The sequence below is a fragment of the Mucilaginibacter sp. genome, assembly GCF_036568825.1.
Taxonomy (GTDB): Bacteria; Bacteroidota; Bacteroidia; order Sphingobacteriales; family Sphingobacteriaceae; genus Mucilaginibacter.
This window is the reverse complement of sequence record NZ_DATCRU010000068.1, coordinates 127,007-152,727: the sequence shown is the minus strand read 5'-3', so window position 1 is coordinate 152,727 and position 25,721 is coordinate 127,007. Positions and strand designations below refer to the sequence as shown.

The window sequence follows — 25,721 nt, the reverse complement described above, 5'->3', positions numbered from 1 at the left end:
AGACGTCATAACACTTCTGCCTATTGAAAGTAATCAAAAAGCTGTCTAACTTTGTTATTGCATTAATTTAGAATTAAAATGAATATCAACGTATATACTGAATCGACCCCCAACCCGGCAACCATGAAGTTCATCGTGAACAAGTTGCTGATCAATGGCAGTGTTGATTACCCTACAAAGGAAAGTGCTGAACATTCACCATTTGCAAAAGAGCTATATAAATTCTCATTTGTAAACGGGGTGTTTTTTGCAAGCAACTTCGTTACGGTAACCAAAACCGAAGGCAGCGACTGGAACGACCTGGAGCCGATTATTAAAGAGTTTGTAAAAGGCGCTGTTGAAGCCGAATACAAAGTTCAGATTGAAGAGCAAGAGGAAGTACAGTTTGAAGGCACTGATGCTGAGATCAAAATCCAGCAGATATTACAGGATTATGTTCGTCCGGCTGTTGAACAGGATGGCGGCGCTATTCATTATAAATCATTTACTGATGGTGTGGTAACTGTTGAACTTCGCGGTTCATGCAGTGGTTGCCCGTCATCGACCGTTACCCTTAAAGCAGGAATCGAGAACTTGTTAAAAAGAATGGTGCCTGAAGTTACCGAGGTAGTTTCAGAAGCCATGTAAGCAGCACGAATTTTTCGAATTATAAATACGAATTGCACGAATTAAGCTCTGGATAGCGGAAATTATTCGTGCAATTTTCTTTTAGGATTTTGCCAAAGTGAATTAGTGTAATTCGCCTCAATCCGAGAAATTCGTGTTTGTTTTAATTAAAATATTTCTGAATAATACCCAGCATTTCCTCTGTTATCTTGCCATTGGTTGCCAGTAGCTGACGAGTGTTGAGCACTTCATCTCCGCCTTTATAATTAACCACTTGTCCCCCAGCCTGTCTAACAATTACCACACCAGCTGCAATGTCCCAGGGATTTAAGTTATATTCATAAAAAGCTTCGAACCGGCCACACGCAGTATAAGCCAGGTCCACTGCAGCTGAGCCCAATCGACGCAAACCGTGACAGCTTTTCATCAGTTCGGTAAATAGTGCGATATATGCAGGTTGCTTTTCAAAATCATAATAAGGGAAGCCGGTTGCAATCAAGCTACCACCGACTGTTGGATTATGACTTACATGGATTTCCTTTCCGTTTAGATAAGCAGGCGCATCTTTCCAGGCATAAAAGCACTCGTCAAGGTTGATCTCATACACTACACCTAATATTAATTCATCATATTCTTTCAGCGCAATACTTACTGAGAAACTGGGAACGCCATGTATGAAATTGGTAGTACCATCCAGCGGATCGATGATCCAATTGTAGCGATCGCCTATTTTGGTGGTGGTTTTTTCTTCGGTTATAAATCCGGCTTCAGGTAATACTTTTTCCAGTTCGGTAACGATGATCTTTTCAGCTGTTTTATCGACGTAGGATACCAGGTCGTTCAGGCCTTTGTATTCTATTTTATCCGGATCAAAGTTTTTTCGTTCCTGCCGGATGAAATCTCCGGCTTCTTTGGCAACACGAATTACTTCGTGGGTTAGTTTTTCAAGATACATGCCGCAAAGATAAGCTGAACGAGAATACCTTATGTATAAAATAGCTGGCAAAGAATAAACTTAACGCTGCCATTACACGTGCATAAGGGGGATAAACACCCATATCCTGTATCAAAAACTTAACTATAGCCAAATTGGCGAAAAAACCAATGATGGCGACGGAAACAAATCGAATGAACTGTTTGGATGACCTGCTTCGTGATTCATTAAATACCAAAAACTTAGTGATCAGGAAATTGACAACAACGCCTGAAAAAAATGAAATCGCCAGTGATAATGATGAATTACGAACTGTAATAAAGAATACCTTGTAGGTTTGCTGGTTTAATAAATTATGATAGAAGAGATAGAAAACGGAAATGTCTACCAAAAAGCCGATACCTGCTGAAAATACAAATCTGAAAACCTGGTTTTTTACCAGTTTATGCTCTAAAACCTGGTTAACCATTTGTTGCCGGGTTCAATTGTTTTGAGTTTCGTTTAGCTACCGCTATCAAAATTATTCCTCCTATTACTAATATAACTGAAATTAACTCAGCTTGCGTAAATTCTAGTCCGCCGACCTTGTATTTGGTGTTAACCCTGATCAGTTCTATAAGAAAACGTTCTACACCTGCCAGTATCATGTAAATGCCAAACATCACACCCGGCACTTTTATCTTATCACGTATACTCCACAAAAAGAAGAACAGGAGTATACAAACTACACATTCATAAAATGATGTCGGATAAACAGGTACGGCCAATTCCTTGCAATATTTTCCAGTGCAATTAGCCATATTCACACCAACCTCGTTCACGTTGTGCGGGAATTTGAACGCCCACATCCAATCCGGCGCCCAGCTTAACCAGTGTGGCTTAGGATTCAGGTTATCAATACCCCAATCACCATCGCCCGACATCTGGCACCCGATACGGCCAAGACCATAGGCTAACATCATACCCGGTGCGCCGATATCCAGCATAGTTAACGGTTTAATTCCGTTTTTATTGGCTATGTATAAAACAGCTGCTCCGCCACATATCAGTCCACCAAAAAAGGTTAATCCTGAGAAGCCTATCAGCATGCCAACCGGATCGGCCATAAACTGGTCCCAATTTTCTAGTGCATTAAATACTTTGGCACCAGCAAAGCCCGTAATAGCCGCCCAAAGCAATATACTGCCCATCAACTCATGCGGATGAACGGCAACCTGTTTAGTAACAGGTTCAGGCAAAACCTGCTTTTTCTTTTCATAGTACGCCCAGTAAGCAAAAGCAGCAGCACCAATAATACCGCCTATCCAATTACCACGAGCGGATAAGATAAAACCCTGAGTATCTTCCAGAAGCTTATGGTAGTTTACCGCTGCATCAATAAGTTTATAACCTAAAATGAATCCGAATATGCCATTTGCGATCAATTCACCTGATGACGCAGGCTCACCAATCGTAACTGTGCGTTCCAATGGATGCACATAACCCAGTTTCTCCTTCCGCTTAAACTCCTGGGAAAAAGCCCAGTAAGCTCCCAGGAAAGCAAAAGCCACAAAAAAACCAAAAGTTTGTATGGGTAGCGGAATATCGAGACCTGTGAAATATTGGATGAGGGAACTAAGGGTTGGAAACATAGATGTTAGTTTGCAGCGAATATAAAATTAATGCACCAATAATTCTTCGCTTTCGGTAATCTCCACATCACCGTCAGATGAAATATTTGTTAAATAAACCGACTTTAATTCGTTAACTAAAACTGGATCATACTTGGCCTTCACCTTTACGTAGTTACGGGTAAAGCCATGCATAAAGCCGTCTTTAATATCGCCTTCAAATAATACTTTTTCGTTTTTATTAAGCTGTGTTTCGTAAAATGCACGTCGTTTTTTATCAGAAAGGATGTGCAGCATCTTACTTCTGTCGGCGCGTGTAGATCCTGGAACCGGGTTGCTCATTTCGGCAGCCAATGTATTTTCTCTTTCTGAGTAGGTAAACACGTGCAGATAAGAAACATCCAATCCGTTCAGGAAATTATAGGTATCGATAAAGTCCTCGCGTGTTTCTCCCGGAAAACCAACAATAACATCTACGCCAATACAGCAATCCGGCATTAGTTCTTTTATTTTGGCTACCCTGTCGGCATATAATTCTCTTTTATACCGGCGACGCATCAAACCTAGTATCTTATTATTCCCTGATTGTAACGGAATATGAAAATGCGGCATAAAGCGTTTGGACCTTGCTACAAACTCAATGATTTCATCAGTCAATAAATTTGGTTCGATAGATGAGATACGGATCCTTTCTATCCCTTCTACTTCATCCAGTGCTTTTACCAGGTCGAAGAACTTATCTTCGCGTTGGCCGTTGCGGACACCAAAATCGCCCAGGTTTACGCCGGTAAGCACGATCTCTTTCACGCCTGATTCAACTATTTGTTGCGCTTGTTCCAATACATGTTCAATAGTATCGCTACGGCTGGCACCACGTGCAAGCGGGATAGTACAGAATGAACATGAATAATCGCAACCGTCCTGAACTTTAAGGAAAGTACGAGTACGGTCGCCAAATGAATAAGAGGAAACAAATTGATTAGCCTCTGATACCGGCTGATTGTAAACCAGTGCCTTAGGCTGCTTGGTCAGATCGCTAATATGATCGATGATCTGAAATTTCTCTGCAGCGCCCAAAACCATATCAACACCCGGGATTTCAGATATCTCTTTAGGTTTGAGCTGAGCATAACAACCAACAATGGTCACATAGGCATTTGGGGAAATCTTTAATGCCTCTTTAACTACCTTTTTGCATTTTTTATCAGCATTTTCGGTAACCGAACAAGTATTGATCACAAACACATCAGGCGTATCGGTAAAATCAACTGTATCATAACCGGCCTGGTTGAACAGACGGCCTATGGTTGATGTTTCCGAATAGTTAAGCTTGCAGCCTAATGTGTAAAATGCGACTTTCTTATTCATTTGCGGCGCAAAGGTAAGAAATTTGTCTGAACCATGATTTATCGGATTAAATGATCCCCATGATTAATCAAGTTTATGGAATCATAGTATTCAATGAATCAATCAAATCATAGTTCTGACCACCTGTAGCTCTCGTTTTCTAAGCCGATCAGGTCAATAACTCTGTTTACCACAGTCATTGCTACCTCTTCTATGCTTTTGGGTTTACTATAGAAAGAAGGAACTGCCGGACAAATAATCCCTCCTGCCTCCGTAATCGTAGCTATATTGCGGATATGGATGAGATTTAGAGGTGTATCACGGGCTACCAGGATTAATTTTCGGCGTTCTTTAAGAATCACATCAGCGGCACGAGCAATCAGATCGTCAGATGTTCCGCTGGCTATGCGACCAAGGGTGCCCATAGAGCATGGGATGACTACCATTGTATCAAAACGCGCTGATCCTGAAGCAAATGGCGCCATAAAGTCGTTCTTCGCGTATATTTTATAAGGCAGTTTGTCGTAATCGGTATTGTCCAGCTCAAATTGCCACACCTGTTTGGCATTATCCGACATCACAATGGCTACCTCAGCTATCTGAGCGCTTAATTGTTGAAGTTTTTGAACTAATAATTGGGCATAAATAGCGCCGCTGGCACCTGTAATGGCAACTACGATTTTTCTTTTTGACATCAAAACAAAGCTACGGATTAAAATCAGGCGCACAAAAAAGGGTCGAATACACGTACTCGACCCTACATCTACCTATGAAAAACATGCCCTATGAGAGGGCACTACAAATGTATAAACAGTTTTTTAATTTTTAAACAATTTCTTAAAATATTTTTAATCGCTACTTGAAAAATTCTTTTCGATCAAAATTTGTATGATCCCATCCACCAATCCTACGCTCGGAACATAGATAGCTTTGATGTTGGCCCACTTCATTACCGACAGGTATATCTCACAGGCAGGAATAATAACATCTGCCCTATCCTGGTTGAGGCCCAGCACGTTAATGCGGTCTTTTAATGAGAATGAGTTAAGGTAACTATACAGTGATTTTAATTTAACAAAGGTCAACGGAGCTGCATTTTTTTCTTCTGATAAACGGTATAGTTTATTGATATTTCCACCTGTACCTATCCCATTAATGCTTTTGAAATGTTTGGTATGGTCGCGTATAAAATCGCGCATCTCGTTCCAGGTTTCTTCTTTATCCTGGTTATCCAGAATACGTATAGTACCAATGTTGAATGACCGGGAAGCTTCCAGTTTACCTTCGGTAAATAGTGACAACTCCGTACTACCGCCGCCAACATCGATATAAAGATAATTTTTGCTCTTATCGATGTTTTGCTCTGCGTGGTTAGTATAGATGATCTTCGCCTCTTTTTGGCCGGTAACAATTTCCAGATCAATGTCAGCCTGTTCTTTGATCGTTCTTACAATATCTGCACCATTTTTTGCCTCGCGCATAGCAGATGTTGCAAAAGCCATGTAATCACCTACCTTGTAAACATCCATCAGGTTACGGAAGGCGATCATGGTTTTCACCAGGTCGGTAGCTTTTCTTTCCGAAATAAATTGTTGCAGGAAAGCGTCATCGCCCAAACGCAGGGGTACTCTGACGAGCGTATTCTTTTTGAATGAAACAGAATCGTTGTTCTCAATAATATCAGCTATAAGTAATCTTACAGCGTTCGAACCAATATCTATAGCGGCGTATCTCAATTTAGTTAGTTTTAGGACTTGTATTTAAGGTAGTTGTAAATGTCTATTTGTGCACGGCAAGGAATATCATTGCGCGTTTTATGGTATTTATTGTTATTCTGGCTGTTGATCTCGCGAGCCTTAGTGTTATCTTCCAACTGAATGTTGATGATCTCCCTGATCTCTTTCCTTAATTCCTCATCAAGTATTGGGAAGCCTACCTCTACACGGTTATCAATGTTCCGGGTCATAAAGTCAGCTGAGGTAAGATAGATCAGTTCGTTGCCGCCGTTGCAATAGATATGCACACGGGCATGCTCCAGGTATTTATCTACAATACTGATCACCTCGATATTTTCGCTATAGCCTTTCATGCCCGGCACTAAGCAGCACATCCCTCTAATAATCATCTTAATTTTTACACCTGCGTTACTTGCCTGGTAAAGCTTTGCTATTACCTGTTCATCGGCAAGGCTATTCATTTTCAGGATCATATAAGCAGGTTTGCCCGCTTTGGCATTTTTGATCTCGGTATCAATCAGCTTGTAAATAGCAGGGCGTGAATCAATCGGCGAAACAATAAGATGCTTTAAGCCTCTTGCAAACTGATTTAATTTTAGCGCTTTAAAAACCTCCACCAAATCATCAGTGATTTTTTTATTTGCAGTGAACAAGGTATGATCAGCATATATCCGGGCTGTGCTTTCATTAAAGTTACCGGTAGAAAGAAGCGCGTAATGAACAGGTTTGCCTTTTTCGGTCCGGGTAACCAGGCATATTTTTGAGTGTACTTTGTAACCGCTTATACCATAAAGCACATTTACACCTTCTTCTTCCAGTCTGCTACTGTAAGTAATGTTATTCTGCTCGTCAAAGCGGGCACGCAATTCCATCAAACAGTTCACTTTTTTACCGTTTTTGGCTGCGTTGATCAAAGCGTGTATGATTCTCGAATTATTTGCAACCCGGTACAGTGAAATGCTAATCTCTTTTACCTTCGGATCGATAGCAGCCTCACGCAAAAAGTGAATCAGGTAATCAAATGACTGGTATGGCGTACTCACCATATAGTCTTTTTGAGCGATCATGCCCATCAAACTTTTTCCAAATGATAAACCATCGACCGACAATGGTGGGTACGGAGCGTATTCCAACTCCGGACGACCTACATTAGGGAAATTGATAAAATTCTTAAAGTTCTGATAGCGGTTGCCGGGGATCAGGCTTTCTGAATGCAGATCCATCTTATTCACCAGGTAAGTCACCATCTCCAACGGCATTTCAGAGTCATATAGCAAACGCATCGGTTTACCTTTTTTACGCTTTTGTAAACTTTTGCTCAGGGCATCAATAAACTTTTCACTTACTTCCTTATCCAGATCGAGCTCTGCATCACGTGTCAACTGGATAGAATAAGCCTCGATAGTATCATGGTCAAAAATGAAGAAGATATCCTCCAGTGCATAGCGGATGATATCGTCCAGCAGGATGATGAACTTCAGATTATTGGTTTCCGGCAGTACCAGGAACCTTGATAAGTTATCAGGTATTTCGATCAGCGCATAGCGCGATTTCTTATTTTTAGTTAGTTTAACGAAGAAATATATCGCCCGGTCCCTCAATTCGGGAAATGCCTGGGCCTCGTCAAGCATAATAGGCACTAATGTTGCCAGCAAACGTTCACGAAAATAATTTTTCACGAAAGCGCCGCGGGTTACGTTTAGCTGCTTATCATTCAGAATGAAAATTTTTTCTTCCGCAAGTTGTTTTACAATAATGTTCTCGTACAGATTATTGAACTTACGTTCCTGTCTTACAACTACGTTCTTTATCTGGTTAAGTATCTTTTTGGGATTATAACCTAATACTTCCTTGGCTTTCTCGTTCAGGTTAGACAGTCGGCTCATCGTTGCCACGCGTACACGGTAAAACTCATCCAGGTTGGATGAAAAGATAGCCAAAAACCGGATTCTGTCAATCAACGGGACTGTTGGATCAGACGCTTCCTGTAAAACTCTGTCGTTGAAGTATAACCAGCTGATCTCCCTATTGATTAAAGGTATCTTTTTAATATCCATAAAATACGGCCCCGTGAAGCACTGCTTACAAAACTGCCTATTTATTTGTTAAGTTAATATTAACTAAACTTTAAATAGTGATTGATTTAGTATATACAATTTACACTCGAAACGGATTGAAATAAACTAATACAAAGTTTATATTACCCAATTATTGTAAAGGAATATAAATTTGTACAATTAACAACGCCGAATATGCCAACATTCGATATCGTCAGCAAAATTGACGGACAAACACTCGACAACGCTATTAATACTGCAAAAAAGGAAATTTTGAACCGCTATGATTTTCACGATTCAAAAAGTAGTATCGAACTTGATAAGAAGACCAACCAGATAACCATAGTGACCGAGAACGATATGCGCCTGAAAGCCATTAAGGATTCGATCATCAGTCGTATGGTGAAGCAGAATATCGATCCCTCTGTGCTGGACGATGGTAAAGAGGAATATGCATCAGGCAATATGATCCGTAAAGAGCTTAAGATAAAGGAAGGAATCGATAAAACAACTGCATCAAAGATCGTAAAGAAGATAAAGGACAGCGGCTTAAAGGTACAAGCCTCTATTATGGATGACCAGGTGCGGGTGCAGGGCAAAAAGATAGACGACCTGCAGGCCGTGATCAGTCTTTGCCGGAAAGAAGATTTCGGTCAGCCTTTACAGTATATTAATATGAGGAATTAATTTCAGTGTGTGTGTTCACGAACACCGTGAACGCTCGTGAACACTTACAAAATTTATATCGTTGCCGATATGAAGGGATGCATTTTATAACTTAATACCAAACGCCTTTGCCATCACCACCTGGTTAAAATATTCGGTATATTCGATGATCTTACCATCCTTTAATCTGAAAGTACCGAGATAATCATTTTCATATTTACCACCGGCTTTGATCTCGATTTCTCCTCTGAATTGCACAAAAAAGAAATCCGAATCTTCTGTTGCATAAATGGTTCTTGGGAACTTCATCTTCCCAAAGTTCTCTGTTAAGCCGCTATATTGTTTGTAGATAGCTTCAGCACCATCAAAACTTTTGGGGAAACCTTCCGGAGCATAAGGGTTAAGTTGCTTTCCTTCAGGTGCAAAAATATCTTTTAACAGATCAAACTGCTGGGTTTCAAGTGCCACAAAAAAATTATCTACAACACTTTTGTTGGATGCATTAATGTTATTCATAGGGTTAAAATTTGATAACTCTAAAATAAATATATTTGATAGTACAGACCGTATGGTTATATTAGTGTATATCAATTTATTTTCTTGTCACACTTAAAATCAAAAAATCATGAGCTTATTATGGATAGTTTTACTTGGCGGTATTGCCGGCTGGTTAGCGGGTAGAGTAATGAGAGGCGAAGGTTATGGGGTTATTGTCGATATTATATTGGGTCTTGTAGGCGGGTGGCTCGGCGGGCATGTTTTAGGATGGCTTCACATCCATGCAGGAGGTAGCATAGGATACATTGTTACCGCATTTATAGGAGCAATAATCCTGGTTGGGATAGTGCGTTTGATAAAGGGGAAATCCTGATATACATACAAAAAAGGCCGCTCCGAATTCTGGGGCGGCCTAATCAAACTAAACCAACAACTTACTTATGAAAACGATCTTTTAAAATCGGCCTGAAAGCGTCGTTATACTTTCGGGACTTTTTATATTTTTCCGAGGCCTCAAGCCCTTCTACCAAATCACAACATTTAATCTCACTGCTCTCGGCACCCGGGAAAAATTATTTTACAGAGATTTCTCTGGTTTGAGCCTTAGCTTCTTCTTTTTTGGCAACATTCAGCTTTAAGATACCATCGGTATATTCAGCTTCAATTTTAGCCTGGTCAGCTACTTTAGGTAAGGTAAATGACCTTACGAAAGAGGTGTAGCTATATTCACGTTTGCTGTATTTCTTGCCTTCTTCAACATTTTCAGCTTTCTTTTCAGCAGATACGCTTAATACGTTTTTGTCAAGGTTGATTTTAAAATCTTCTTTCTTCAGGCCTGGTACAGCTAATTCGATGTGGAATTCATTTTCGGTTTCAGCAATGTTAACAGCAGGAGTTTTGGTAACAAACCTGTCGTTCAAAGTTGAATCGTTTATCAAAGAATTGAATACATCATTAAACCAGGGGTTTACTGCATTGCGGTGACCGTTATTAAATTTTACAAGTGTCATAATTTATATCCTCCAGAATTTCTTATTGTAGTTTTATTAACTTCGTCGAGGATAAGTCAACTGTTGTACCAAGCGCTAAAAATCATCAATTCAGGACATTGTGTCCGGTTGATTTGATTTCACGCAGACATAATGACATAAAATGAGCGAAAATTTAGCAGATTATAAATATAAAACCATCATCCCAATCCGCTTCTCCGACCTTGATGCCTATGGTCACGTAAACAATGCAGTCTATTTAACCTACTTTGAAATAGCGCGGTCAAACTACTGGAAAGATATAGTAAAGTGGGATTGGAACCATAACGGCATTATCCTGGCCCGTTCAGAGATCAATTATCTGAAGCCTATTTTAAGACATGATGAAATAGCCTGCTACGTGCGCACAACCCGTATAGGTAACAGCAGTTTTGATGTGATGCACGTATTGGTAAAAATCAACGGTGAAACCGAAGAGATTTGCACTACCGGCAAAACCGTTTGTATCAGCTATGATTATAATGTGCATAAGTCAGTGAAAATTCCAGCAGAGCAGCGTAACCGGATGATTGCTTATGATGAGCCACGGATGATATTAAACACAAATTGATGTGCAGATGCGTGGATGTGCAGATTAGATAGATATGCAGATTGGCGGATGTGCAGATGTGCAAATTAGTAGGCATCTTTCAAAATAAAATTACTTAATGACCCGCTAGGGTCTACCGCTTTGTAGAATTTTAAAAAAGAATGTTTTTGCCTCGTAGAGCAATGTCGTTAAGTTAAGCATGGCGCACAGTCGACTCACCCGGTCATTGCTTCGCTCGACCACCCTCCCTACTTCGTAAAGAGGGACTTTTTTTATTTTTTTGCCCTCTTTTTTGCTTGCAAAAGAGAGGGCAGAACAGCGTAGCGCCTTCGGGTGAGTCCACACAAAGCTATAATTGAAACGATTTTCCTTAACTTAACGACATTGATCATAGAGGCTACCCCTAGCCAATTTGTTAGGTCTAAAATGATTTCAACTGCTTTATAGTCAACAGCGTTTCGTCCAGTTTTTTAATTTGCTTTTTGTGGCCGGTAACAAAAACAGCTGCTTGTAAACAACCGTCTTTCTTATTCACCAATCTTACCTGCGGCCTGAGTTTATGTTTGTGAATGATATCTTCTATCATTTGCAGGTTTTCAAAATCATCGTCATCAAAAACCAGCGATAAAAGCTTTTCGTGGTGTATCTTATCCAGATAACCTTCAAAGTAGTGGAAAATGATCAATACAACCAACGTTACAAACGTGGAGATAATGGCCAGCATATAATTACCTGAGCCATTCGCCATCCCGATAGCAGCCGCTACCCATATTACCGCTGCGGTAGTAAGGCCATTAACTGAGATATTATCCTTAAATATTACACCTGCACCAATAAAACCAACCCCGGTAACCAGGTTAATATTTACCCCCTGACCTGCACGTTGCGAGATCATGGTGAAAATAGTGGAACCAAGACAGATAAGAATAATAGTTCTAAAACCGGCCGTCTTATTTTTATACTGACGCTCGAGTCCCATAATAGACCCGCAGAACACTGCAACCGCTACTTTTATAAGGTCACTTGCCGATATACCAAACTCTAAACTTTTCAATATTTATAAGTAAAACCAATTCTAAAATTACAAAATCAATCTTTAAAATCCTTCAAATCTAAAAATCGTGTTCTAAAATATTTTGCCTGGGTTTAATATACCATTGGGATCAAACACACTCTTAATGCCACGCCATAATGCAAAATGAGCGTTAGTATATTTAACAGGCATAAACTCTTTTTGAACCAGACCGATACCATGTTCCCCGGAAAGCGTTCCGCCTAAGGATACAGTCAGCTCAAATATCTCCCGGATGCCATCTTTCAACTGGTTATACCAGGCATCATCATCCATATTTCCCTTGATGATATTTACATGAAGGTTGCCATCACCGGCATGACCATAACAAACTGATTCAAAGCCGAATTTGTTACCTATCTCTTTTATTCCTTTAATTAATTGGGGTAATTGTGCACGCGGTACCACGGTATCTTCTTCCTTATAAATGGAGTTTGATTTAACTGAAACAGCCATTGTCCTGCGCAATCTCCAAAGTTCTTCTTTCTGTGCCGATGAGTCAGCAAACAATACGTCGCGGCAATCAAACTGCTCCAATACTTCGTTTATCTTTTCGCAATCAGAGAAGATCACATCCTGATTGGTTCCATCCACCTCAATCAGCAGAAAAGCCTGGATATCATCCCTCAGATCAAAGTTGATATCATCGTGTTCTTTTACCCACTCGACTCCTCTTCGTTCCATAAACTCTAAAGCTGATGGAATAATTCCAGCCCTGAATATAGCCGACACCGCTGCACAAGCTGATTCATTATTGTTGAATGAAGCCAGCAATAGTGCATCCTGAGTAGGTCTTGGGATCAGTTTAACTACTATTTTCGTGATAATGCCTAACGTACCTTCCGAGCCAATCATTAATTGCGTCAGGTTATACCCCGACGCATATTTTAAAGTATTGGCTCCAGTCCAAATAATATCACCATCAGGCAACACTATTTGCAGATTTAAAATATATTCACGGATAGTCCCATACTTCACTACTCTCGGTCCACCGGAGCCATGGGAAACATTGCCACCGATAAAACAACTGCCCTTACTTGCCGGGTCAACCGGATAAAGCAAACCTTTTTCAGCAACCGCATCCATGAAAACCTCGGTTATCACACCCGGTTCGACGGTGGCCTGCAGATTTTCCTCATCGATATTTAAAATCTGGTTGAACCGCTCCATCGACAAAAGAACACCACCTTTGATAGGAAGTGCCCCACCACTTAACCCTGTTCCTGCACCGCGGGGAGTCACAGGTATCAAATGTTTGTTGCAAAGCTTCATCAAAGCGGATATCTCTTCTGCGGATTTCGATTTTACCACCACCTCAGGATAATAGGTCAGGTCTTCCGTCTCGTCGTGGCTGTATTTTTCCATCCCATCATGCTGTGTAATTACAGCATCATCACCCACAATTGCTTTGATGGCAGATAACAGCTCACCGGATATTTTATTAAATTCCATTTTATGGTTTTGTATAGGTAATTGTAACACTTGTATGATCAACAGGCCCCGGCATTGGCGGATGTTTCTTTTTGATAATCACCTCTGCCTTTTCTATATAAGGATATTCGGTTTTGATATCATTAATAATAGCTTCTCCCAAAGTCTCAATCAACTTCCGTGGATGCTGCATCTGGTGATTGGCAATATTGTACAACTGCTCATAATTTATCGTATTAGCCAGGCTGTCCTTTTTCAATTCACCCGCAGGCGTAAAATCAACTGTTATATCTACCAAAAACTTGCAACCTAAAAGTTGTTCTTCGGGATAATATCCATGTTTTGCAAAAAACTCCGCGCCGTGTATTGCTACCGTGATCATGGTTCAAAAGTAAGTTATTTGTTGACTAGTTGAGTGGTTAAGTAGTTAAATGGTTTACAACCTCTAAACTATTCAACGGCTTAACTACTTAACCATTGAACCACTTAACTCAATCAACTTAAAACCCTATCTTTGCCCTCACCAATTGTACAATTATGGCCAAAACAGATCTATTTGAAGCTCCTGATTACTTCCTTGTTGATGAATTATTAACTGACGAGCATAAACTAATACGCGCATCAGTACGTGACTGGGTGAAAAAAGAAGTAAGTCCGATTATTGAGGATTATGCCCAAAAGGCAGAATTTCCAAAACAATTATTAAAAGGGTTAGCTGAAATAGGTGCCTTCGGTCCGACTATACCTGTAGAATATGGTGGTGCAGGGTTGGATTATATCTCTTATGGTATCATCATGCAAGAAATTGAACGTGGTGATTCAGGTATCCGTTCAACTGCATCAGTGCAGGGCTCATTGGTGATGTATCCCATCTATGCTTATGGTTCCGAAGAACAAAAGAGAAAATATTTACCAAAACTAGCTACAGGTGAACTAATGGGTTGTTTTGGATTGACCGAACCTGACCATGGATCAAACCCCGGCGGTATGGTGACCAATATTAAAGATGCAGGCGATCATTATATTTTAAATGGAGCCAAAATGTGGATATCCAACTCACCATTTGCGGATATAGCTGTGGTTTGGGCAAAGGAAGAAAGCGGAAAGATACGCGGCTTAGTGGTGGAACGTGGCATGGAAGGTTTCAGCACACCGGAAACTCATAATAAATGGTCGTTACGAGCTTCTGCTACAGGTGAACTGGTGTTTGATAATGTAAAAGTTCCTAAGGAAAATATTTTCCCGAATGTTTCAGGGCTGAAAGGTCCTCTGGGTTGTTTAAACCAGGCACGTTACGGTATATCATGGGGAGCGATTGGTGCGGCAATGGATTGCTATGATACGGCATTGCGTTACGCCAAAGAGCGAGTGCAATTCGGCAGGCCGATAGCAGGTTTCCAATTACAGCAGAAAAAACTGGCGGAAATGATCACCGAGATCACCAAAGCACAACTTTTAGTGTGGCGTTTGGGAACACTAAAGAACGAAAACCGGGCCACTCCTGCCCAGATATCGATGGGTAAACGTAATAGCGTGGAAACTGCCATCAATGTAGCCCGTGAGGCAAGACAAATATTAGGCGGAATGGGCATCACAGGCGAATATTCAATCATGCGCCACATGATGAACCTCGAATCGGTAGTAACCTATGAAGGCACACATGACATACATTTATTAATTACCGGGATGGATATTACCGGCGAAGATGCCTTCAAGTAACATTTTTGATAATTCGCCGAAAAACTCCTCAAATCATAACAAACTTCCTGCCCTCACCGTATAAGTGCGTGGTTAGGAATCTCTATTGATGCTTTTATTAAAAACTAAAAACAAGTCGGTTACACTTACCATAAGTATGTGTATTGCAAGCTTGTTTTTATATTTTTTTTCCTTTCTTATTATTTCATGCAATAGAAAAAGCACAGAGGCAAATGAGTATTCCGACGCCTTTAGGCTGGTATTTGCCAACACATCCCACTATTTTGATTTCAACCAACCTGCCCGCGGCATTTATTACCTCGATTCGGCTTACGCTCGTATCAAAAAACCTAACCTGAACGATCGGTTCCGTTATTTTGGCTTCCATTATGTTTATCAGCAAAAAACGAAAGGCAATTATAAGCTGGCCCTTGCCTTTGCAGATAGCATGCTTTCAATTGCACAGCAAAGCGTAAGCAAACAACAGTATGTATCCAATTTTGCTGAAGCTAATTATGCAAAAGGTGATACCTACTTTAGCCTGAATCAATACAATGATTCCTATCAATGCTATTTCCAGGGTTATCTTGTTGCAAAAAATTATTTAAACAAGAGATCGCTTTCCGATTATACCTATCGCATGGGTATGATCATGTACAAACAGGCACATTATAAACAAGCTGCGCAATATTTTAAAGATAGTTATGTGCAAGGTCTGTCAGTCCCGGACGATGGCAGAGACGATTTCCCGTCTTTTTATCGCCGCCAGGAATTGCTTGACAATATTGCGATAAGTTATAGACATTGCAGCAATATTGACAGCGCTGTATTTTATTTCGACAAGACCCTTGCATTTATCAATAGCAACAGTGATCGCTTCAAAAATAGGGCTGATATGCTTGAGATGGCTCGCGCAGTGGTTTATGGTAATAAGGCAGAGGCCTTGATTATAAATCAGCAGTACGACAAAGCAAAAGGTTTGCTAAGGAAAAGCATCGCCATTAATCTAAGAAAAGGCGGTGATAATCGTGATGCACAATTATCCGAGATCAAACTGGCACAGATATATTTCAATCAGCATAAAAGCGATTCGTTATACAAACAACTAGTGAGCCTGCGCAAGCAACTGAATGTTATAAGCAACCCGGATGCTGAAACCGATTGGAACAGGCTGATGGGTGCATACTACCTGGAGAAGAAGGACGCTGTTAGGGCTTTAACCTATATACAGAGTTACAACTTATTAAAAGACTCAGCAATTAGAAGGTTGAGCACACTGAAAGAAAGCGATGTAAATCAACAGTTAGTTAACTTTGAAAAGCAATACGAGATCGAAAACCTGAGCAACAACAATAAGTTGCAGAAGATCTATTTATCTGTAGCCATTATTTGTGCACTGATGGCTATTGCGATCATCTTCCTGATATGGCGCAACTGGAGCAGGTCCAAACTGGATGTGATCACTGTAAAAAAATTGAATCAGGAAATCAATTCGCAAAAGAAGGACCTTGAAAAAGCGATTGATGAGATAAAGAATAGTAGCCGCGAAAAAGACAGAATTTTGCGCACCGTAGCTCACGATTTACGTAACCCGCTTGGTGGCATAGCATCACTAACCGGCATTATGGTGGAAGAAACCAGCTATGATACCGATCTGCAATATCAGTTAAAAATCATTAAAGATACCTCATCGGATACACTTGAGCTGATCAATGAGATATTGGAAGCCACCAACAATACCGCAACTGATCTGAAAAAGCAGTTGGTTGAAGTAAATGCGCTGTTGAACAACAGTATCGAATTGTTAAGATTTAAAGCTTCTGAAAAACACCAGGAAATTATTTTAGATCCATTAAGCACAGTTGAACAATTATATATCAACCGCGAAATGATCTGGCGTGTGATCAGCAACCTGATCAGCAATGCCATAAAATTCAGTCCAGTCGGCGAAACCATTCATCTGAAATGCGTTAATGAATCAAGCCATATTCAAATATCAGTAGCTGACCATGGCATTGGTATTCCCGATGACATGAAAGATAAGGTATTCAACATGTTTACTGACGCCAAACGTGCAGGTACCATTGGCGAAAAATCATTCGGTTTGGGGCTTTCAATCTGTAAACAGATCATCGAAAAACATCACGGCAAAATCTGGTTTGAAAGCAAACCCGGAAAAGGTAGTACGTTTTACATCCGGCTTCCGAAACCTAAAAAGATGGAACTCATCATCATGGAACCAGATACAGAAACCAGTAAACAAAAAGTGAGTTAATTCAGCCTTTTAAAAAATCAGCATACCATTTACCGGAAGATTTGATGATACGTTTCTGCGTGTCAAAATCAACGTGTATCAAGCCAAAACGGGGATGATAGCCTTCGGCCCATTCAAAGTTGTCGGTTAAGGTCCACACAAAGTAGCCTTCCACCCTGCTGCCTTCTTGTTTTGCTTTTAGAACCTGCTTTAAATGATCCTGCAAATAAGAAACGCGCTTCGGATCATTTACTTCATCATCAGTCAAACTATCCGGAAAAGCAGCTCCGTTTTCAGTAATCAATATTTTTTTGATCTGGGGATAAGCATCAAACTTCTTAATAATATGATAGATCGCGGGCGGGTATACCTCCCAGCCCATCGCAGTTATATCTACGTTACGGTCTTTCGCCTTCACGAGGCTGGCATTGATATAGGGTGTAAAAAACGAGTATCGTACAATTTCACGCGTGTAGTTTTGCAAACCGATGAAGTCAAAATCAAACGACATATTTTCCTCATCACCTGGTTGATAGAACTTTTCAAGACCTTTCAGCACAGGAATATCACTAACCGGATACCCCAGGCCTAAAACGGGTTCAATAAATAAGCGATTAACCAATGCATCAGCCACTCGGGCAGCTTTTATATCTCGTTTATTATCAGAGCGGGGTTCAATCCATGAGCATGAAAAAGTAGTACCAATTACTGCATTAGGCAATAATTCACGAAGCTTTTTAGCTCCGGCTACCATGCTTAGGACCACATGATGGATAACAGGTAAGAAATTTCTTATCCCCACCCTGCCAGGGGCATGAATACCAAAAAAATATCCTGCACCTGAAAACACGGAGGGTTCATTCATCACCATCCAGTATTTTACCCGGTCGCCAAAGCTTTTGGCGCATAATGTAACAAATTCAAGAAACCATTCAACAATATCCCGGTTTGTCCATCCACCTTTATCTTCCAAAATCTGCGGTAAATCCCAGTGATAAATCGTTACCCAGGGCTCAATGCCCTGCGAAATGCAATAATCAATTACTCGATTGTAATAATCGATGCCAGCCTGGTTAATTTCGCCTGTTCCATTAGGCAATACACGCGTCCATGATATGGAAAATCGGAAATTCGGGATATTTAACTGTTTGATCAGGTCGATATCAGCCTGGTAATTATTATAAAAATCGCAGGCTATATCCGCTCTATGCCCATTTAAGATTTTGCCTTTTTTCGCTGTAAATGCATCCCAAATGGATATACCCTTGCCATCAACATCACAGGCCCCCTCAATCTGGAACGCCGCTGTTGATACTCCCCATTTAAACTCTTCCCCGAAAAGCGTTTTATTCAACTGATCCATAAGTTATTGATCCATACACAGGATAAACCGCCATTAAAAAAGCATGGTTTGCTTTTAACGGCAGACAATAATATGAATCCCAAATTGTACAATATAATTGGATATAGAAAAGTAAAAACCGAAAAAATGGTTTAATGAATAAAAGTTGATCTCATGCTTTTTAAGATCATCCACTCACGCAAACTTCTGAACAGGGCTGAAACGAATCTCATAACAAATCAATTTATTGATTATAAAAGTAGTATGATGATATAACCTTATCGTGACGCCAACATTATTTTTATGTTATGCACAACCGTTGAAAAGTTGACTTTAAGCAGACTCAATCTCAATTAAACCATTAGCTTAGTTAATTACATTTGATGCATGAAAGATTACTTTATCCGCCTGCTTCATTACGACCGATATGCCAATCTCCAAATTCTTGCCACTTTACTTCAAACTGAAGACTATACAAAGGCCGAACAATTGATGGCGCATTTATTAACAGCACAACAAGTATGGTTAGGCAGATGTATTGGCAAGCCCGCTAACATTACCACTTTATGGCCCGATTGGAAAGCTGATACATTTGAACAGACGATAAATGATAATTATCAGCAATGGCTCACATACCTGGAGAGCTTGAATGATAATGATTTTGCGCGATCTATTTATTATAAAAATCTGCAGGGCGATGATTTTGAAACTAAGCTGTCTGATATCTTGGCCCATCTGATCAACCATGGCACCCATCATCGTGCACAAGCCGGTCAGCAATTAAAACTTGGCGGAGCCGATCTGCCTTACACCGATTATATAGTATTTGTGCGACAACATTGAAATAATACACATCGCATTTACCGTTTAAACCTTACTTTTGAGCCGAAATACATCATTATGAAGAAACTATCTGTAATACTTCTTGCAAGCCTTGCTTTTGTTGCTTGTTCTGATAACAAAAAGCAGGAAAAAGAACTCCTGGATAAAATATTAAAGGTCCACGATAAAATAATGAATAAGGACGACATCCTGATGAAAAACAAAATGACGTTGGACAGTCTGTTGAAGTTGCCTGCAAAAGATACTGCCGAAAAGACAAATATGAAAGCGGTAGACTTAAAATTAAAAGCGGCAGACGAAGCAATGGAAGTTTGGATGCATAAATTTGATCCTGACGTTATGAATAATAAATCACATGATGAGATTGTGAAGTATTATAATGAACAGGAAAAGAGTATCAAATCAGTTGATTCACTAATGAATGCAGCCATTGATGAATCTACCAAATACCTCTCAAGCAGATCAAAATGAGAAATATATTAATAATAGGGTTTGCAGCGATATTGTTGTGGGGCGCCTGTAAATCCGGTTCAGATAAAAAAGCATTGCCTATTTATGGTAATCGTAAGCCTGTAACCAAAATGGTTGACGGGAAACAGGTAACCGATACTATTTATCAAACTATTCCACCGTTTAAGTTTGTCAATCAATATGGTGATAGCATAAGCAATAAAACCCTGAACGGAAATATTTACGTGGTTGATTTCTTTTTTACCACCTGTCCTTCTATCTGCCCGATTATGCACCGCAATATGTTAAAGGTGTATGAAACATTTAAGAACACAGGCGATTTTAAGATCATATCCCACACCATCGATCCAAAACATGACAGCGTACCTGTTCTGAAAAAATATGCCGATAAACTCGGCATTACGGGAAATACCTGGTGGTTTTTGCAAGGTAAAAAGGAAGACATTTATACCATTGCCGAAAAGAATTACCTGGTTGCAGTAAAACAAGATAGCAGCGCTGCAGGTGGCTACATCCATGCCGGATATTTTGTGTTGATAGATAAACAGAAACGCATCCGGGGTTCATACGACGGTACTGATCCGAAACAAGTAGATCAATTAATAGCTGACATCAAAACATTACAGGCTGAACCTGATCAAATGATTGTACAATGAGTTGGAAATTAGCCGGTAGTCTGATCGTTTTTGTGGCTATTCTGTTTATTACAGCCTGTCAAAGCGATGAAAATTTAGAGTTCAAACGCTATTACTCATCCGGCGCATTGGTTTATCAGCAACATTGTCAAAACTGCCATGGTACCAATGGAGAAGGTTTATCAGCACTTATCCCTCTCCTTTCTGATTCGACTTTCTTAAGAAAGAATGTAAGCTCATTACCCTGCTATGTCAAAAATGGTTTAAAAGGGCAGATCACAATAAAAGGCAAAACTTTTGAAGACGCTATGCCTGCCAATGATCTGTCACCCCTAGAAATTGCCCAGGTATTAACCTATATCGGCAATTCATTCGGTAATAAACTGAGTACGATTGATGAGCAGTCGGTGCAAAAGAATTTAGTCGGTTGTAGGTAATTATTCTAAAATTCTCAATATTTTTCCATCAAAAAGCCACAGACCATAATGTGGTAAAAGCATAACAATACCTCCCTTTGAATTGAATTGCAATTTTGTCACATTTTGCGGATAACCGTTAATAGTAAATTCTATTTCTTCTTTTTTGTCATCATAGTATTCATAAGCTTTTGTAACCTCTTTTGGAAAATCAAAGTCCTTTATGCGTCGTAAATTTTCGAATTTTAAGTTTTTACTTAAACGGTCAGCAACAAACAAGCCTTCGCTGGTTAGTATATTAAGTTTGTTATCAATTGGATTAAAGGCAAATGGTCCAATATAAAAATTATAAGATTTTAGATCTACGCCTTTTTTATGGTCAAAATTTAACGGTTTGTCGTGACTTCTTTTTGCAGCTTGTAAGCTTTCATCGTTTTCAGAATCATATATCTCGGAGATATTATAATCAATCACATTTCCTTTTTCATCATATACCTTATTAAATTGTAAAAGGCTTTGGTTAATGCCCAACAGATCACTGCTCGTTTTGGAAAAAATATGATCTTTTGACTCATAAATAGGTATAATAATTGGTTTCGTAAACGAAATAAAATTACCTTTTTCTGTATTCCAGATAAATAAATCACGCCCCCATTCACCATGATCAAATGCAAACCACATGTTGTCATCATTATCAATATAAGGTGTAATATGGGTTCTTTCTGATCCCCACCCTCGATCTGTCCCATGAGCCCATTCTGAGTGATAGAATTTCTTTTCAGGCATATAAATGTTTTTGCTTTTTACATCAAGTATTCCTTTGCCAGTGATTAAGAATAGATTATTAGTTTTGTTAAAGGCTAATCCATATAACATTCTATTACTATAAGAAAATATTTTTGTCCATCTGTTATTTAAATCTAACCTTTTGACACAGTTTGTGCTGTCAACTATGACTATATTATTTAATCGGTCTTTTGTTAGTATTTTTATTCTTGGTTTTCGTGCATACTCCTCTAATGGTTTTCCATTTTCATCGAAAACTTTGAGTATACCATCGGCATGTAAAACATAGATTTTATGATTTGCAATCTCAAAATTTTGAAAAAAAGGATTAATAAACTGTGCCTCGCAAATAGAAAAGTCAATCAGCAAAAATGCGAGAGTAATAAAATGTATTTTAAAAGCAAGTTTCATGTGAATTAGGTTTATAGTATTACAAATATATACTCTTTACTTACGTGCATATTATCAGATTCATTAATATTTTAGATAATAGATTTTTTAATCGAACTTTGCAATTGCAAATCGTTCTATCGCTCGTAGCAATATGAGAGGAAAGTCCGGGCAACACAGAGCATCCTGCTTCCTAACGGGAAGGCGCCGTTCAGCCGACGACAGAAAGTGCCACAGAAAATAAACCGCCTGGTTTCGATTGGGCAAGGGTGAAAACGTGAGGTAAGAGCTCACGGCTTTTCCTGGCGACAGGGATCGCGGTAAACCTCAGGAGTTGAAAGACCAAATAGATCCTGGAAATGAAGCTGCTCGCTTCTGTATCGTTTCGGCGGTCACCAGGATGGGTAGGTTGCTTGAACCTGTCAGCAATGGCAGGGCCAGATCAATGATAGAACACGACAGAACCCGGCTTATAGCTTTGCTGCTGAATTTAGCCCCTTTTCCTGAAAGTGAAGGGGTTATTTTTTATTTGAAAAGTGTTTGCTTTTCTATACAATTTTATAACTTAGCACGTTATCATTCTACCGAACTTATAAAAAACATGGCTAAAATTTTAATTATTGACGATGAGCGGGCAATCCGCAGCACCCTGCGCGAAATATTGGAATATGAGGATTACGAGGTTGAAGATGTAGATAATGGCATCGATGGCCTGGATCTTATCCAAAGAAACAATTACGACCTGGTTTTATGTGATATCAAAATGAACCGCATGGACGGTATGGAAGTGCTTACGGAAGGACTTGCCATAAAACCCGACCTGCCTTTTATCATGATATCCGGTCACGGAACGGTTGAAACCGCTGTCGAAGCAAGCAAAAAAGGCGCATTCGACTTTATTTCAAAACCACCTGATCTTAACCGTTTACTGATTACAGTCCGAAACGCTTTAGACCGTGGTAACCTGGTTTCTGAAGCGAAGGTTTTAAAACGCAAGGTTTCTAAAGTTCGTCCTATACTGGGGGGCTCACAACCTATCCAAAGAATCAAAGAGACTATTGATCGTGTTGCTCCTACTGATGCCCGGGTACTGATCACTGGAGCAAATGGCAGTGGTAAAGAATTGGTCGCTCGTTGGCTGCATGAGAAATCAAATCGCGCCAGTGCACCTCTGATTGAAGTGAACTGCGCAGCCATCCCATCTGAACTGATCGAAAGCGAGTTGTTCGGGCACGAAAAAGGTTCCTTTACATCGGCAGTCAAACAGCGCATTGGCAAGTTTGAATCAGCTCATGGGGGTACTTTGTTCCTGGATGAGATCGGCGACATGAGTCATTCGGCACAAGCTAAAGTACTACGTGCTTTACAGGAAAACAAAATAACCCGCGTAGGCGGCGAAAGAGAAATAGATGTTGATGTACGTGTGGTTGCTGCAACCAATAAAGACTTGCTTAAAGAGATTGAACTGGGCAATTTTCGTATGGACTTGTATCATCGCTTAAGCGTGATCCTGATTCACGTACCACCACTTTCGGAACGCAGAGATGACATCGGCATGCTCACCCAAAACTTTATTGAGGAGATCTGCAACGATTATGGTATGCCGCCTAAAAAAATATCCGAAGCTGCTATTGAGGAGCTAAAGAAATTACCATGGACAGGTAATATCCGTGAACTGCGAAATATGGTTGAGCGCCTGATCATCCTCAGCGACAAAATAATTACCGATAATGATGTAAGAGCTTTTGCCAACCCCTCAGCCGTTGTTCCAATGTCCAGCGGTGCATCGGCCGCTCCGCAAACAGATTTCGATCAGTTTGCCAATTTCCAGGAGTATAAGGATTATGCCGAGCGCGAGTATATCAAATTCAAACTTGAAAAGAACAACTGGAACGTGTCAAAAACTGCGGATGATATTGATATTCAACGCAGTCATTTGTATAGTAAGATAGAGAAGTTTGGGTTGAAACGGGGGGAATAATTCCTTATCCTCTCTCCTTTCCTGATAATTTTTTTGATAAAACAGTTTGCTAATGCTAAAAATATTAGCAAATTTGTTTTGTGAATCAGAACTCGGTACAGGTAAAGCACGAGCCGCGGGTACTGTTTATAGATATGAACAGTTTTTTTGCCCGTTGCGAACAGCAGGTTAATTACTGGCTACGCAACCGGCCTGTTGGGGTTTGTGTATATACCGGTAAATACGGATGTGTTATCTCACTGTCGACCGAGGCCAAAGCCCGGGGCCTGAAAGCTGGCATGCGCCTGAACGACGCTATAAAAATTTGCCCCGACCTCGTTCCGGTTGAAAGCAATCCTGATCGTTACCGCCAGTTTCATACTAAGATCATCAATGTGCTGCGGCAGTATTGCCAGGATGTGGTACCTAAAAGTATTGATGAAGCCATTGTCAACCTCGGGAATTATGAATACCTCTACAAAGACCCGGTTGCCATTGCATGGAAAATAAAACGGGACATTTTAACCAACGTAGGCGATTGGCTCACCTGCTCTATTGGCGTTGCTCCTAATGCCTTTTTGGCCAAACTGGGCTCGGTTATCGGAAAAAAAGGCGATGGGTTAATGCTAATCACAAAGGACAATATTGATGAAGTTCTGAAGCAGCTTAAGCTGGGTGATCTGCCGGGCATCGGAGCCAATATGTGTTATCGTTTGGAACGTGCCGGCGTAAATACTCCGCTTGAAATGCGTTATGCCGGTCCACATAAATTAAAAGCAATTTTTAAAGGCATTGAAGGCGTTTTCTGGCATTACCGGCTCAATTTTGTCGAAACAAATATTGTTGCCCACGATTATCGTGGCATGCAAGCCATGCGCCAAATATCAAAGGAAAAACGAAAGCATATCGAGTATATCGATCAATTATTTATGACGCTTTGCCTCACATTGGAAAAGCGCATGGTAAACCACAAATTTTACTGTAAAGCTATTGCTTTTACAGCAGTGTATGAAGATGGCAGCCGTTGGGATGATGGTTTTAGTATTACTATCCCTGTTCAGGATGCAATAAGCCTGATGCGGATGATACGCCTGCGGGTAGAAAAATTCGAGCAAGCCAGCGGATCAGACCCTGTGTTTAATACCAGCATCACCCAAATGCGCGTAGCCGTGACCAATTTTGTGAATAATGGCAATATGCTCTATAGTTTGTTTGATGACATGGACCGTAAGGAAACAGCCCTTAAAACCATGCACGAGATAAAAGATAAATTCGGTTCGGACAAACTGGTACGTGCCGTAGAGATGACCGACGGTAAAGTGATCAAAGATGTAATTGGATTCGGATCGGTAAAAGATCTTACTGATTTAGATTATAAGGCAATGGGTTAA

General features: G+C 40.2%; 26 protein-coding genes and 1 other RNA gene. 13 read left to right on the top strand and 14 right to left on the bottom strand.

Annotation, left to right across the window (positions count from 1 at the left end):
* Nucleotides 1-78 precede the first annotated feature (78 nt).
* Nucleotides 79-627 (top strand): NifU family protein, encoded by a 549-nt coding sequence (locus tag VIM89_RS15075; RefSeq protein ID WP_488156998.1) that lies wholly within the window; start codon nt 79-81, stop codon nt 625-627.
* Nucleotides 628-769: 142 nt separating this feature from the next.
* Here VIM89_RS15075 and VIM89_RS15070 read toward each other — a convergent pair whose 3' ends face one another.
* The 7 genes from VIM89_RS15070 to ppk1 form a co-directional block, all read right to left on the bottom strand.
* Nucleotides 770-1,561 (bottom strand): inositol monophosphatase family protein, encoded by a 792-nt coding sequence (locus VIM89_RS15070; protein WP_488156997.1) that lies wholly within the window; start codon nt 1,559-1,561, stop codon nt 770-772.
* Complete coding sequence (locus VIM89_RS15065; protein WP_488156996.1) at nt 1,551-2,009, bottom strand: GtrA family protein; 459 nt, start codon at nt 2,007-2,009, stop codon at nt 1,551-1,553. The genes VIM89_RS15070 and VIM89_RS15065 overlap by 11 nt, the downstream gene beginning before the upstream one ends.
* The gene (locus tag VIM89_RS15060) at nt 2,002-3,171 is read right to left on the bottom strand and encodes a prolipoprotein diacylglyceryl transferase (protein WP_488156995.1); all 1,170 of its coding nucleotides are present in this window, start codon (nt 3,169-3,171) and stop codon (nt 2,002-2,004) included. The genes VIM89_RS15065 and VIM89_RS15060 overlap by 8 nt, the downstream gene beginning before the upstream one ends.
* 27 nt (nt 3,172-3,198) lie before the next feature.
* Nucleotides 3,199-4,518, bottom strand: a complete 1,320-nt coding sequence (gene mtaB / locus VIM89_RS15055; protein WP_488156994.1) for a tRNA (N(6)-L-threonylcarbamoyladenosine(37)-C(2))-methylthiotransferase MtaB — start codon at nt 4,516-4,518, stop codon at nt 3,199-3,201.
* 107 nt (nt 4,519-4,625) lie between these two features.
* On the bottom strand, nt 4,626-5,192 hold the full coding sequence (locus tag VIM89_RS15050) for a UbiX family flavin prenyltransferase (RefSeq protein WP_488156993.1): 567 nt from the start codon (nt 5,190-5,192) through the stop codon (nt 4,626-4,628).
* A 153-nt stretch (nt 5,193-5,345) separates the two neighbouring features.
* Nucleotides 5,346-6,233, bottom strand: a complete 888-nt coding sequence (locus tag VIM89_RS15045; protein ID WP_488156992.1) for a Ppx/GppA phosphatase family protein — start codon at nt 6,231-6,233, stop codon at nt 5,346-5,348.
* 11 nt (nt 6,234-6,244) lie between these two features.
* Entirely contained in the window at nt 6,245-8,290 is a 2,046-nt protein-coding gene (ppk1, locus tag VIM89_RS15040) for a polyphosphate kinase 1 (protein WP_488156991.1), read from the bottom strand.
* Between the two features lie 195 nt (nt 8,291-8,485).
* On the opposite strand from ppk1, the gene VIM89_RS15035 reads away from it, so the two are divergent.
* On the top strand, nt 8,486-8,977 hold the full coding sequence (locus tag VIM89_RS15035; protein WP_488156990.1) for a YajQ family cyclic di-GMP-binding protein: 492 nt from the start codon (nt 8,486-8,488) through the stop codon (nt 8,975-8,977).
* Nucleotides 8,978-9,061: 84 nt separating this feature from the next.
* Here the strand turns inward: VIM89_RS15035 and VIM89_RS15030 are convergent, their stop codons facing one another.
* Complete coding sequence (locus VIM89_RS15030) at nt 9,062-9,472, bottom strand: nuclear transport factor 2 family protein (protein ID WP_488156989.1); 411 nt, start codon at nt 9,470-9,472, stop codon at nt 9,062-9,064.
* 109 nt (nt 9,473-9,581) lie between these two features.
* On the opposite strand from VIM89_RS15030, the gene VIM89_RS15025 reads away from it, so the two are divergent.
* Nucleotides 9,582-9,827, top strand: coding sequence for a GlsB/YeaQ/YmgE family stress response membrane protein (locus VIM89_RS15025; RefSeq protein WP_488156988.1), 246 nt, complete (start codon nt 9,582-9,584; stop codon nt 9,825-9,827).
* A gap of 199 nt (nt 9,828-10,026) precedes the next feature.
* Here the strand turns inward: VIM89_RS15025 and VIM89_RS15020 are convergent, their stop codons facing one another.
* Nucleotides 10,027-10,464: an Hsp20/alpha crystallin family protein gene (locus tag VIM89_RS15020; RefSeq protein WP_488156987.1), complete on the bottom strand. Its 438-nt coding sequence runs from the start codon at nt 10,462-10,464 to the stop codon at nt 10,027-10,029.
* Between the two features lie 142 nt (nt 10,465-10,606).
* Here VIM89_RS15020 and VIM89_RS15015 point away from each other — a divergent pair, with 142 nt between their 5' ends.
* Nucleotides 10,607-11,053 (top strand): acyl-CoA thioesterase, encoded by a 447-nt coding sequence (locus VIM89_RS15015; RefSeq protein ID WP_488156986.1) that lies wholly within the window; start codon nt 10,607-10,609, stop codon nt 11,051-11,053.
* Between the two features lie 400 nt (nt 11,054-11,453).
* Here VIM89_RS15015 and VIM89_RS15010 read toward each other — a convergent pair whose 3' ends face one another.
* The 3 genes from VIM89_RS15010 to folB all read right to left on the bottom strand — a co-directional run bounded on the left by VIM89_RS15010 (nt 11,454) and on the right by folB (nt 13,917).
* Nucleotides 11,454-12,086, bottom strand: coding sequence for an MgtC/SapB family protein (locus VIM89_RS15010; protein ID WP_488156985.1), 633 nt, complete (start codon nt 12,084-12,086; stop codon nt 11,454-11,456).
* A 72-nt stretch (nt 12,087-12,158) separates the two neighbouring features.
* Entirely contained in the window at nt 12,159-13,556 is a 1,398-nt protein-coding gene (locus VIM89_RS15005) for an FAD-binding oxidoreductase (RefSeq protein ID WP_488156984.1), read from the bottom strand.
* Between the two features lies 1 nt (nt 13,557).
* Nucleotides 13,558-13,917 carry a dihydroneopterin aldolase gene (gene folB / locus VIM89_RS15000; RefSeq protein WP_488156983.1) on the bottom strand — a complete coding sequence of 120 codons (360 nt, stop codon included), beginning with the start codon at nt 13,915-13,917 and terminating at the stop codon, nt 13,558-13,560.
* Between the two features lie 155 nt (nt 13,918-14,072).
* On the opposite strand from folB, the gene VIM89_RS14995 reads away from it, so the two are divergent.
* Entirely contained in the window at nt 14,073-15,254 is a 1,182-nt protein-coding gene (locus tag VIM89_RS14995) for an acyl-CoA dehydrogenase family protein (protein ID WP_488156982.1), read from the top strand.
* An 88-nt stretch (nt 15,255-15,342) separates the two neighbouring features.
* Nucleotides 15,343-17,508, top strand: coding sequence for a tetratricopeptide repeat-containing sensor histidine kinase (locus tag VIM89_RS14990; RefSeq protein WP_488156981.1), 2,166 nt, complete (start codon nt 15,343-15,345; stop codon nt 17,506-17,508).
* A gap of 1 nt (nt 17,509) precedes the next feature.
* Here the strand turns inward: VIM89_RS14990 and VIM89_RS14985 are convergent, their stop codons facing one another.
* Nucleotides 17,510-18,850 carry a GH1 family beta-glucosidase gene (locus VIM89_RS14985; protein ID WP_488156980.1) on the bottom strand — a complete coding sequence of 447 codons (1,341 nt, stop codon included), beginning with the start codon at nt 18,848-18,850 and terminating at the stop codon, nt 17,510-17,512.
* Between the two features lie 366 nt (nt 18,851-19,216).
* On the opposite strand from VIM89_RS14985, the gene VIM89_RS14980 reads away from it, so the two are divergent.
* From VIM89_RS14980 to VIM89_RS14965, 4 genes are read left to right on the top strand one after another with little or no spacing between them, the layout of a single operon-like run.
* Nucleotides 19,217-19,672 (top strand): DinB family protein, encoded by a 456-nt coding sequence (locus tag VIM89_RS14980; RefSeq protein WP_488156979.1) that lies wholly within the window; start codon nt 19,217-19,219, stop codon nt 19,670-19,672.
* Between the two features lie 57 nt (nt 19,673-19,729).
* Complete coding sequence (locus VIM89_RS14975) at nt 19,730-20,143, top strand: hypothetical protein (RefSeq protein ID WP_488156978.1); 414 nt, start codon at nt 19,730-19,732, stop codon at nt 20,141-20,143.
* Entirely contained in the window at nt 20,140-20,799 is a 660-nt protein-coding gene (locus VIM89_RS14970) for an SCO family protein (protein WP_488156977.1), read from the top strand. The genes VIM89_RS14975 and VIM89_RS14970 overlap by 4 nt, the downstream gene beginning before the upstream one ends.
* The gene (locus VIM89_RS14965; RefSeq protein WP_488156976.1) at nt 20,796-21,215 is read left to right on the top strand and encodes a c-type cytochrome; all 420 of its coding nucleotides are present in this window, start codon (nt 20,796-20,798) and stop codon (nt 21,213-21,215) included. The genes VIM89_RS14970 and VIM89_RS14965 overlap by 4 nt, the downstream gene beginning before the upstream one ends.
* Here VIM89_RS14965 and VIM89_RS14960 read toward each other — a convergent pair whose 3' ends face one another.
* The gene (locus VIM89_RS14960) at nt 21,216-22,391 is read right to left on the bottom strand and encodes a hypothetical protein (protein WP_488156975.1); all 1,176 of its coding nucleotides are present in this window, start codon (nt 22,389-22,391) and stop codon (nt 21,216-21,218) included.
* Nucleotides 22,392-22,494: 103 nt separating this feature from the next.
* Between VIM89_RS14960 and rnpB the strand changes: the two genes are divergently transcribed.
* The 3 genes from rnpB to VIM89_RS14945 all read left to right on the top strand — a co-directional run bounded on the left by rnpB (nt 22,495) and on the right by VIM89_RS14945 (nt 25,721).
* Nucleotides 22,495-22,859, top strand: an RNA gene (rnpB, locus tag VIM89_RS14955) — RNase P RNA component class A.
* 112 nt (nt 22,860-22,971) lie between these two features.
* Nucleotides 22,972-24,351 carry a sigma-54-dependent transcriptional regulator gene (locus tag VIM89_RS14950; RefSeq protein WP_488156974.1) on the top strand — a complete coding sequence of 460 codons (1,380 nt, stop codon included), beginning with the start codon at nt 22,972-22,974 and terminating at the stop codon, nt 24,349-24,351.
* Between the two features lie 80 nt (nt 24,352-24,431).
* Nucleotides 24,432-25,721 carry a DNA polymerase Y family protein gene (locus VIM89_RS14945; RefSeq protein ID WP_488156973.1) on the top strand — a complete coding sequence of 430 codons (1,290 nt, stop codon included), beginning with the start codon at nt 24,432-24,434 and terminating at the stop codon, nt 25,719-25,721.

Bases quoted from the DNA above. Each gene is read 5' to 3' on its own strand.
- VIM89_RS15035 (WP_488156990.1), top strand. From the start codon at position 8,486: ATGCCAACATTCGATATCGTCAGCAAAATTGACGGACAAACACTCGAC.
- VIM89_RS15025 (WP_488156988.1), top strand. From the start codon at position 9,582: ATGAGCTTATTATGGATAGTTTTACTTGGCGGTATTGCCGGCTGGTTA.
- VIM89_RS14960 (WP_488156975.1), bottom strand. From the start codon at position 22,391: ATGAAACTTGCTTTTAAAATACATTTTATTACTCTCGCATTTTTGCTG.
- VIM89_RS15030 (WP_488156989.1), bottom strand. From the start codon at position 9,472: ATGAATAACATTAATGCATCCAACAAAAGTGTTGTAGATAATTTTTTT.
- VIM89_RS15075 (WP_488156998.1), top strand. From the start codon at position 79: ATGAATATCAACGTATATACTGAATCGACCCCCAACCCGGCAACCATG.
- ppk1 (WP_488156991.1), bottom strand. From the start codon at position 8,290: ATGGATATTAAAAAGATACCTTTAATCAATAGGGAGATCAGCTGGTTA.
- VIM89_RS14990 (WP_488156981.1), top strand. From the start codon at position 15,343: ATGCTTTTATTAAAAACTAAAAACAAGTCGGTTACACTTACCATAAGT.
- VIM89_RS15015 (WP_488156986.1), top strand. From the start codon at position 10,607: ATGAGCGAAAATTTAGCAGATTATAAATATAAAACCATCATCCCAATC.
- VIM89_RS15005 (WP_488156984.1), bottom strand. From the start codon at position 13,556: ATGGAATTTAATAAAATATCCGGTGAGCTGTTATCTGCCATCAAAGCA.
- VIM89_RS14970 (WP_488156977.1), top strand. From the start codon at position 20,140: ATGAGAAATATATTAATAATAGGGTTTGCAGCGATATTGTTGTGGGGC.
- folB (WP_488156983.1), bottom strand. From the start codon at position 13,917: ATGATCACGGTAGCAATACACGGCGCGGAGTTTTTTGCAAAACATGGA.
- VIM89_RS14995 (WP_488156982.1), top strand. From the start codon at position 14,073: ATGGCCAAAACAGATCTATTTGAAGCTCCTGATTACTTCCTTGTTGAT.
- VIM89_RS14965 (WP_488156976.1), top strand. From the start codon at position 20,796: ATGAGTTGGAAATTAGCCGGTAGTCTGATCGTTTTTGTGGCTATTCTG.
- VIM89_RS15050 (WP_488156993.1), bottom strand. From the start codon at position 5,192: ATGTCAAAAAGAAAAATCGTAGTTGCCATTACAGGTGCCAGCGGCGCT.
- VIM89_RS15065 (WP_488156996.1), bottom strand. From the start codon at position 2,009: ATGGTTAACCAGGTTTTAGAGCATAAACTGGTAAAAAACCAGGTTTTC.
- VIM89_RS15070 (WP_488156997.1), bottom strand. From the start codon at position 1,561: ATGTATCTTGAAAAACTAACCCACGAAGTAATTCGTGTTGCCAAAGAA.
- VIM89_RS15060 (WP_488156995.1), bottom strand. From the start codon at position 3,171: ATGTTTCCAACCCTTAGTTCCCTCATCCAATATTTCACAGGTCTCGAT.
- VIM89_RS14950 (WP_488156974.1), top strand. From the start codon at position 22,972: ATGGCTAAAATTTTAATTATTGACGATGAGCGGGCAATCCGCAGCACC.
- mtaB (WP_488156994.1), bottom strand. From the start codon at position 4,518: ATGAATAAGAAAGTCGCATTTTACACATTAGGCTGCAAGCTTAACTAT.
- VIM89_RS14980 (WP_488156979.1), top strand. From the start codon at position 19,217: ATGAAAGATTACTTTATCCGCCTGCTTCATTACGACCGATATGCCAAT.
- VIM89_RS14975 (WP_488156978.1), top strand. From the start codon at position 19,730: ATGAAGAAACTATCTGTAATACTTCTTGCAAGCCTTGCTTTTGTTGCT.
- VIM89_RS14985 (WP_488156980.1), bottom strand. From the start codon at position 18,850: ATGGATCAGTTGAATAAAACGCTTTTCGGGGAAGAGTTTAAATGGGGA.
- VIM89_RS15020 (WP_488156987.1), bottom strand. From the start codon at position 10,464: ATGACACTTGTAAAATTTAATAACGGTCACCGCAATGCAGTAAACCCC.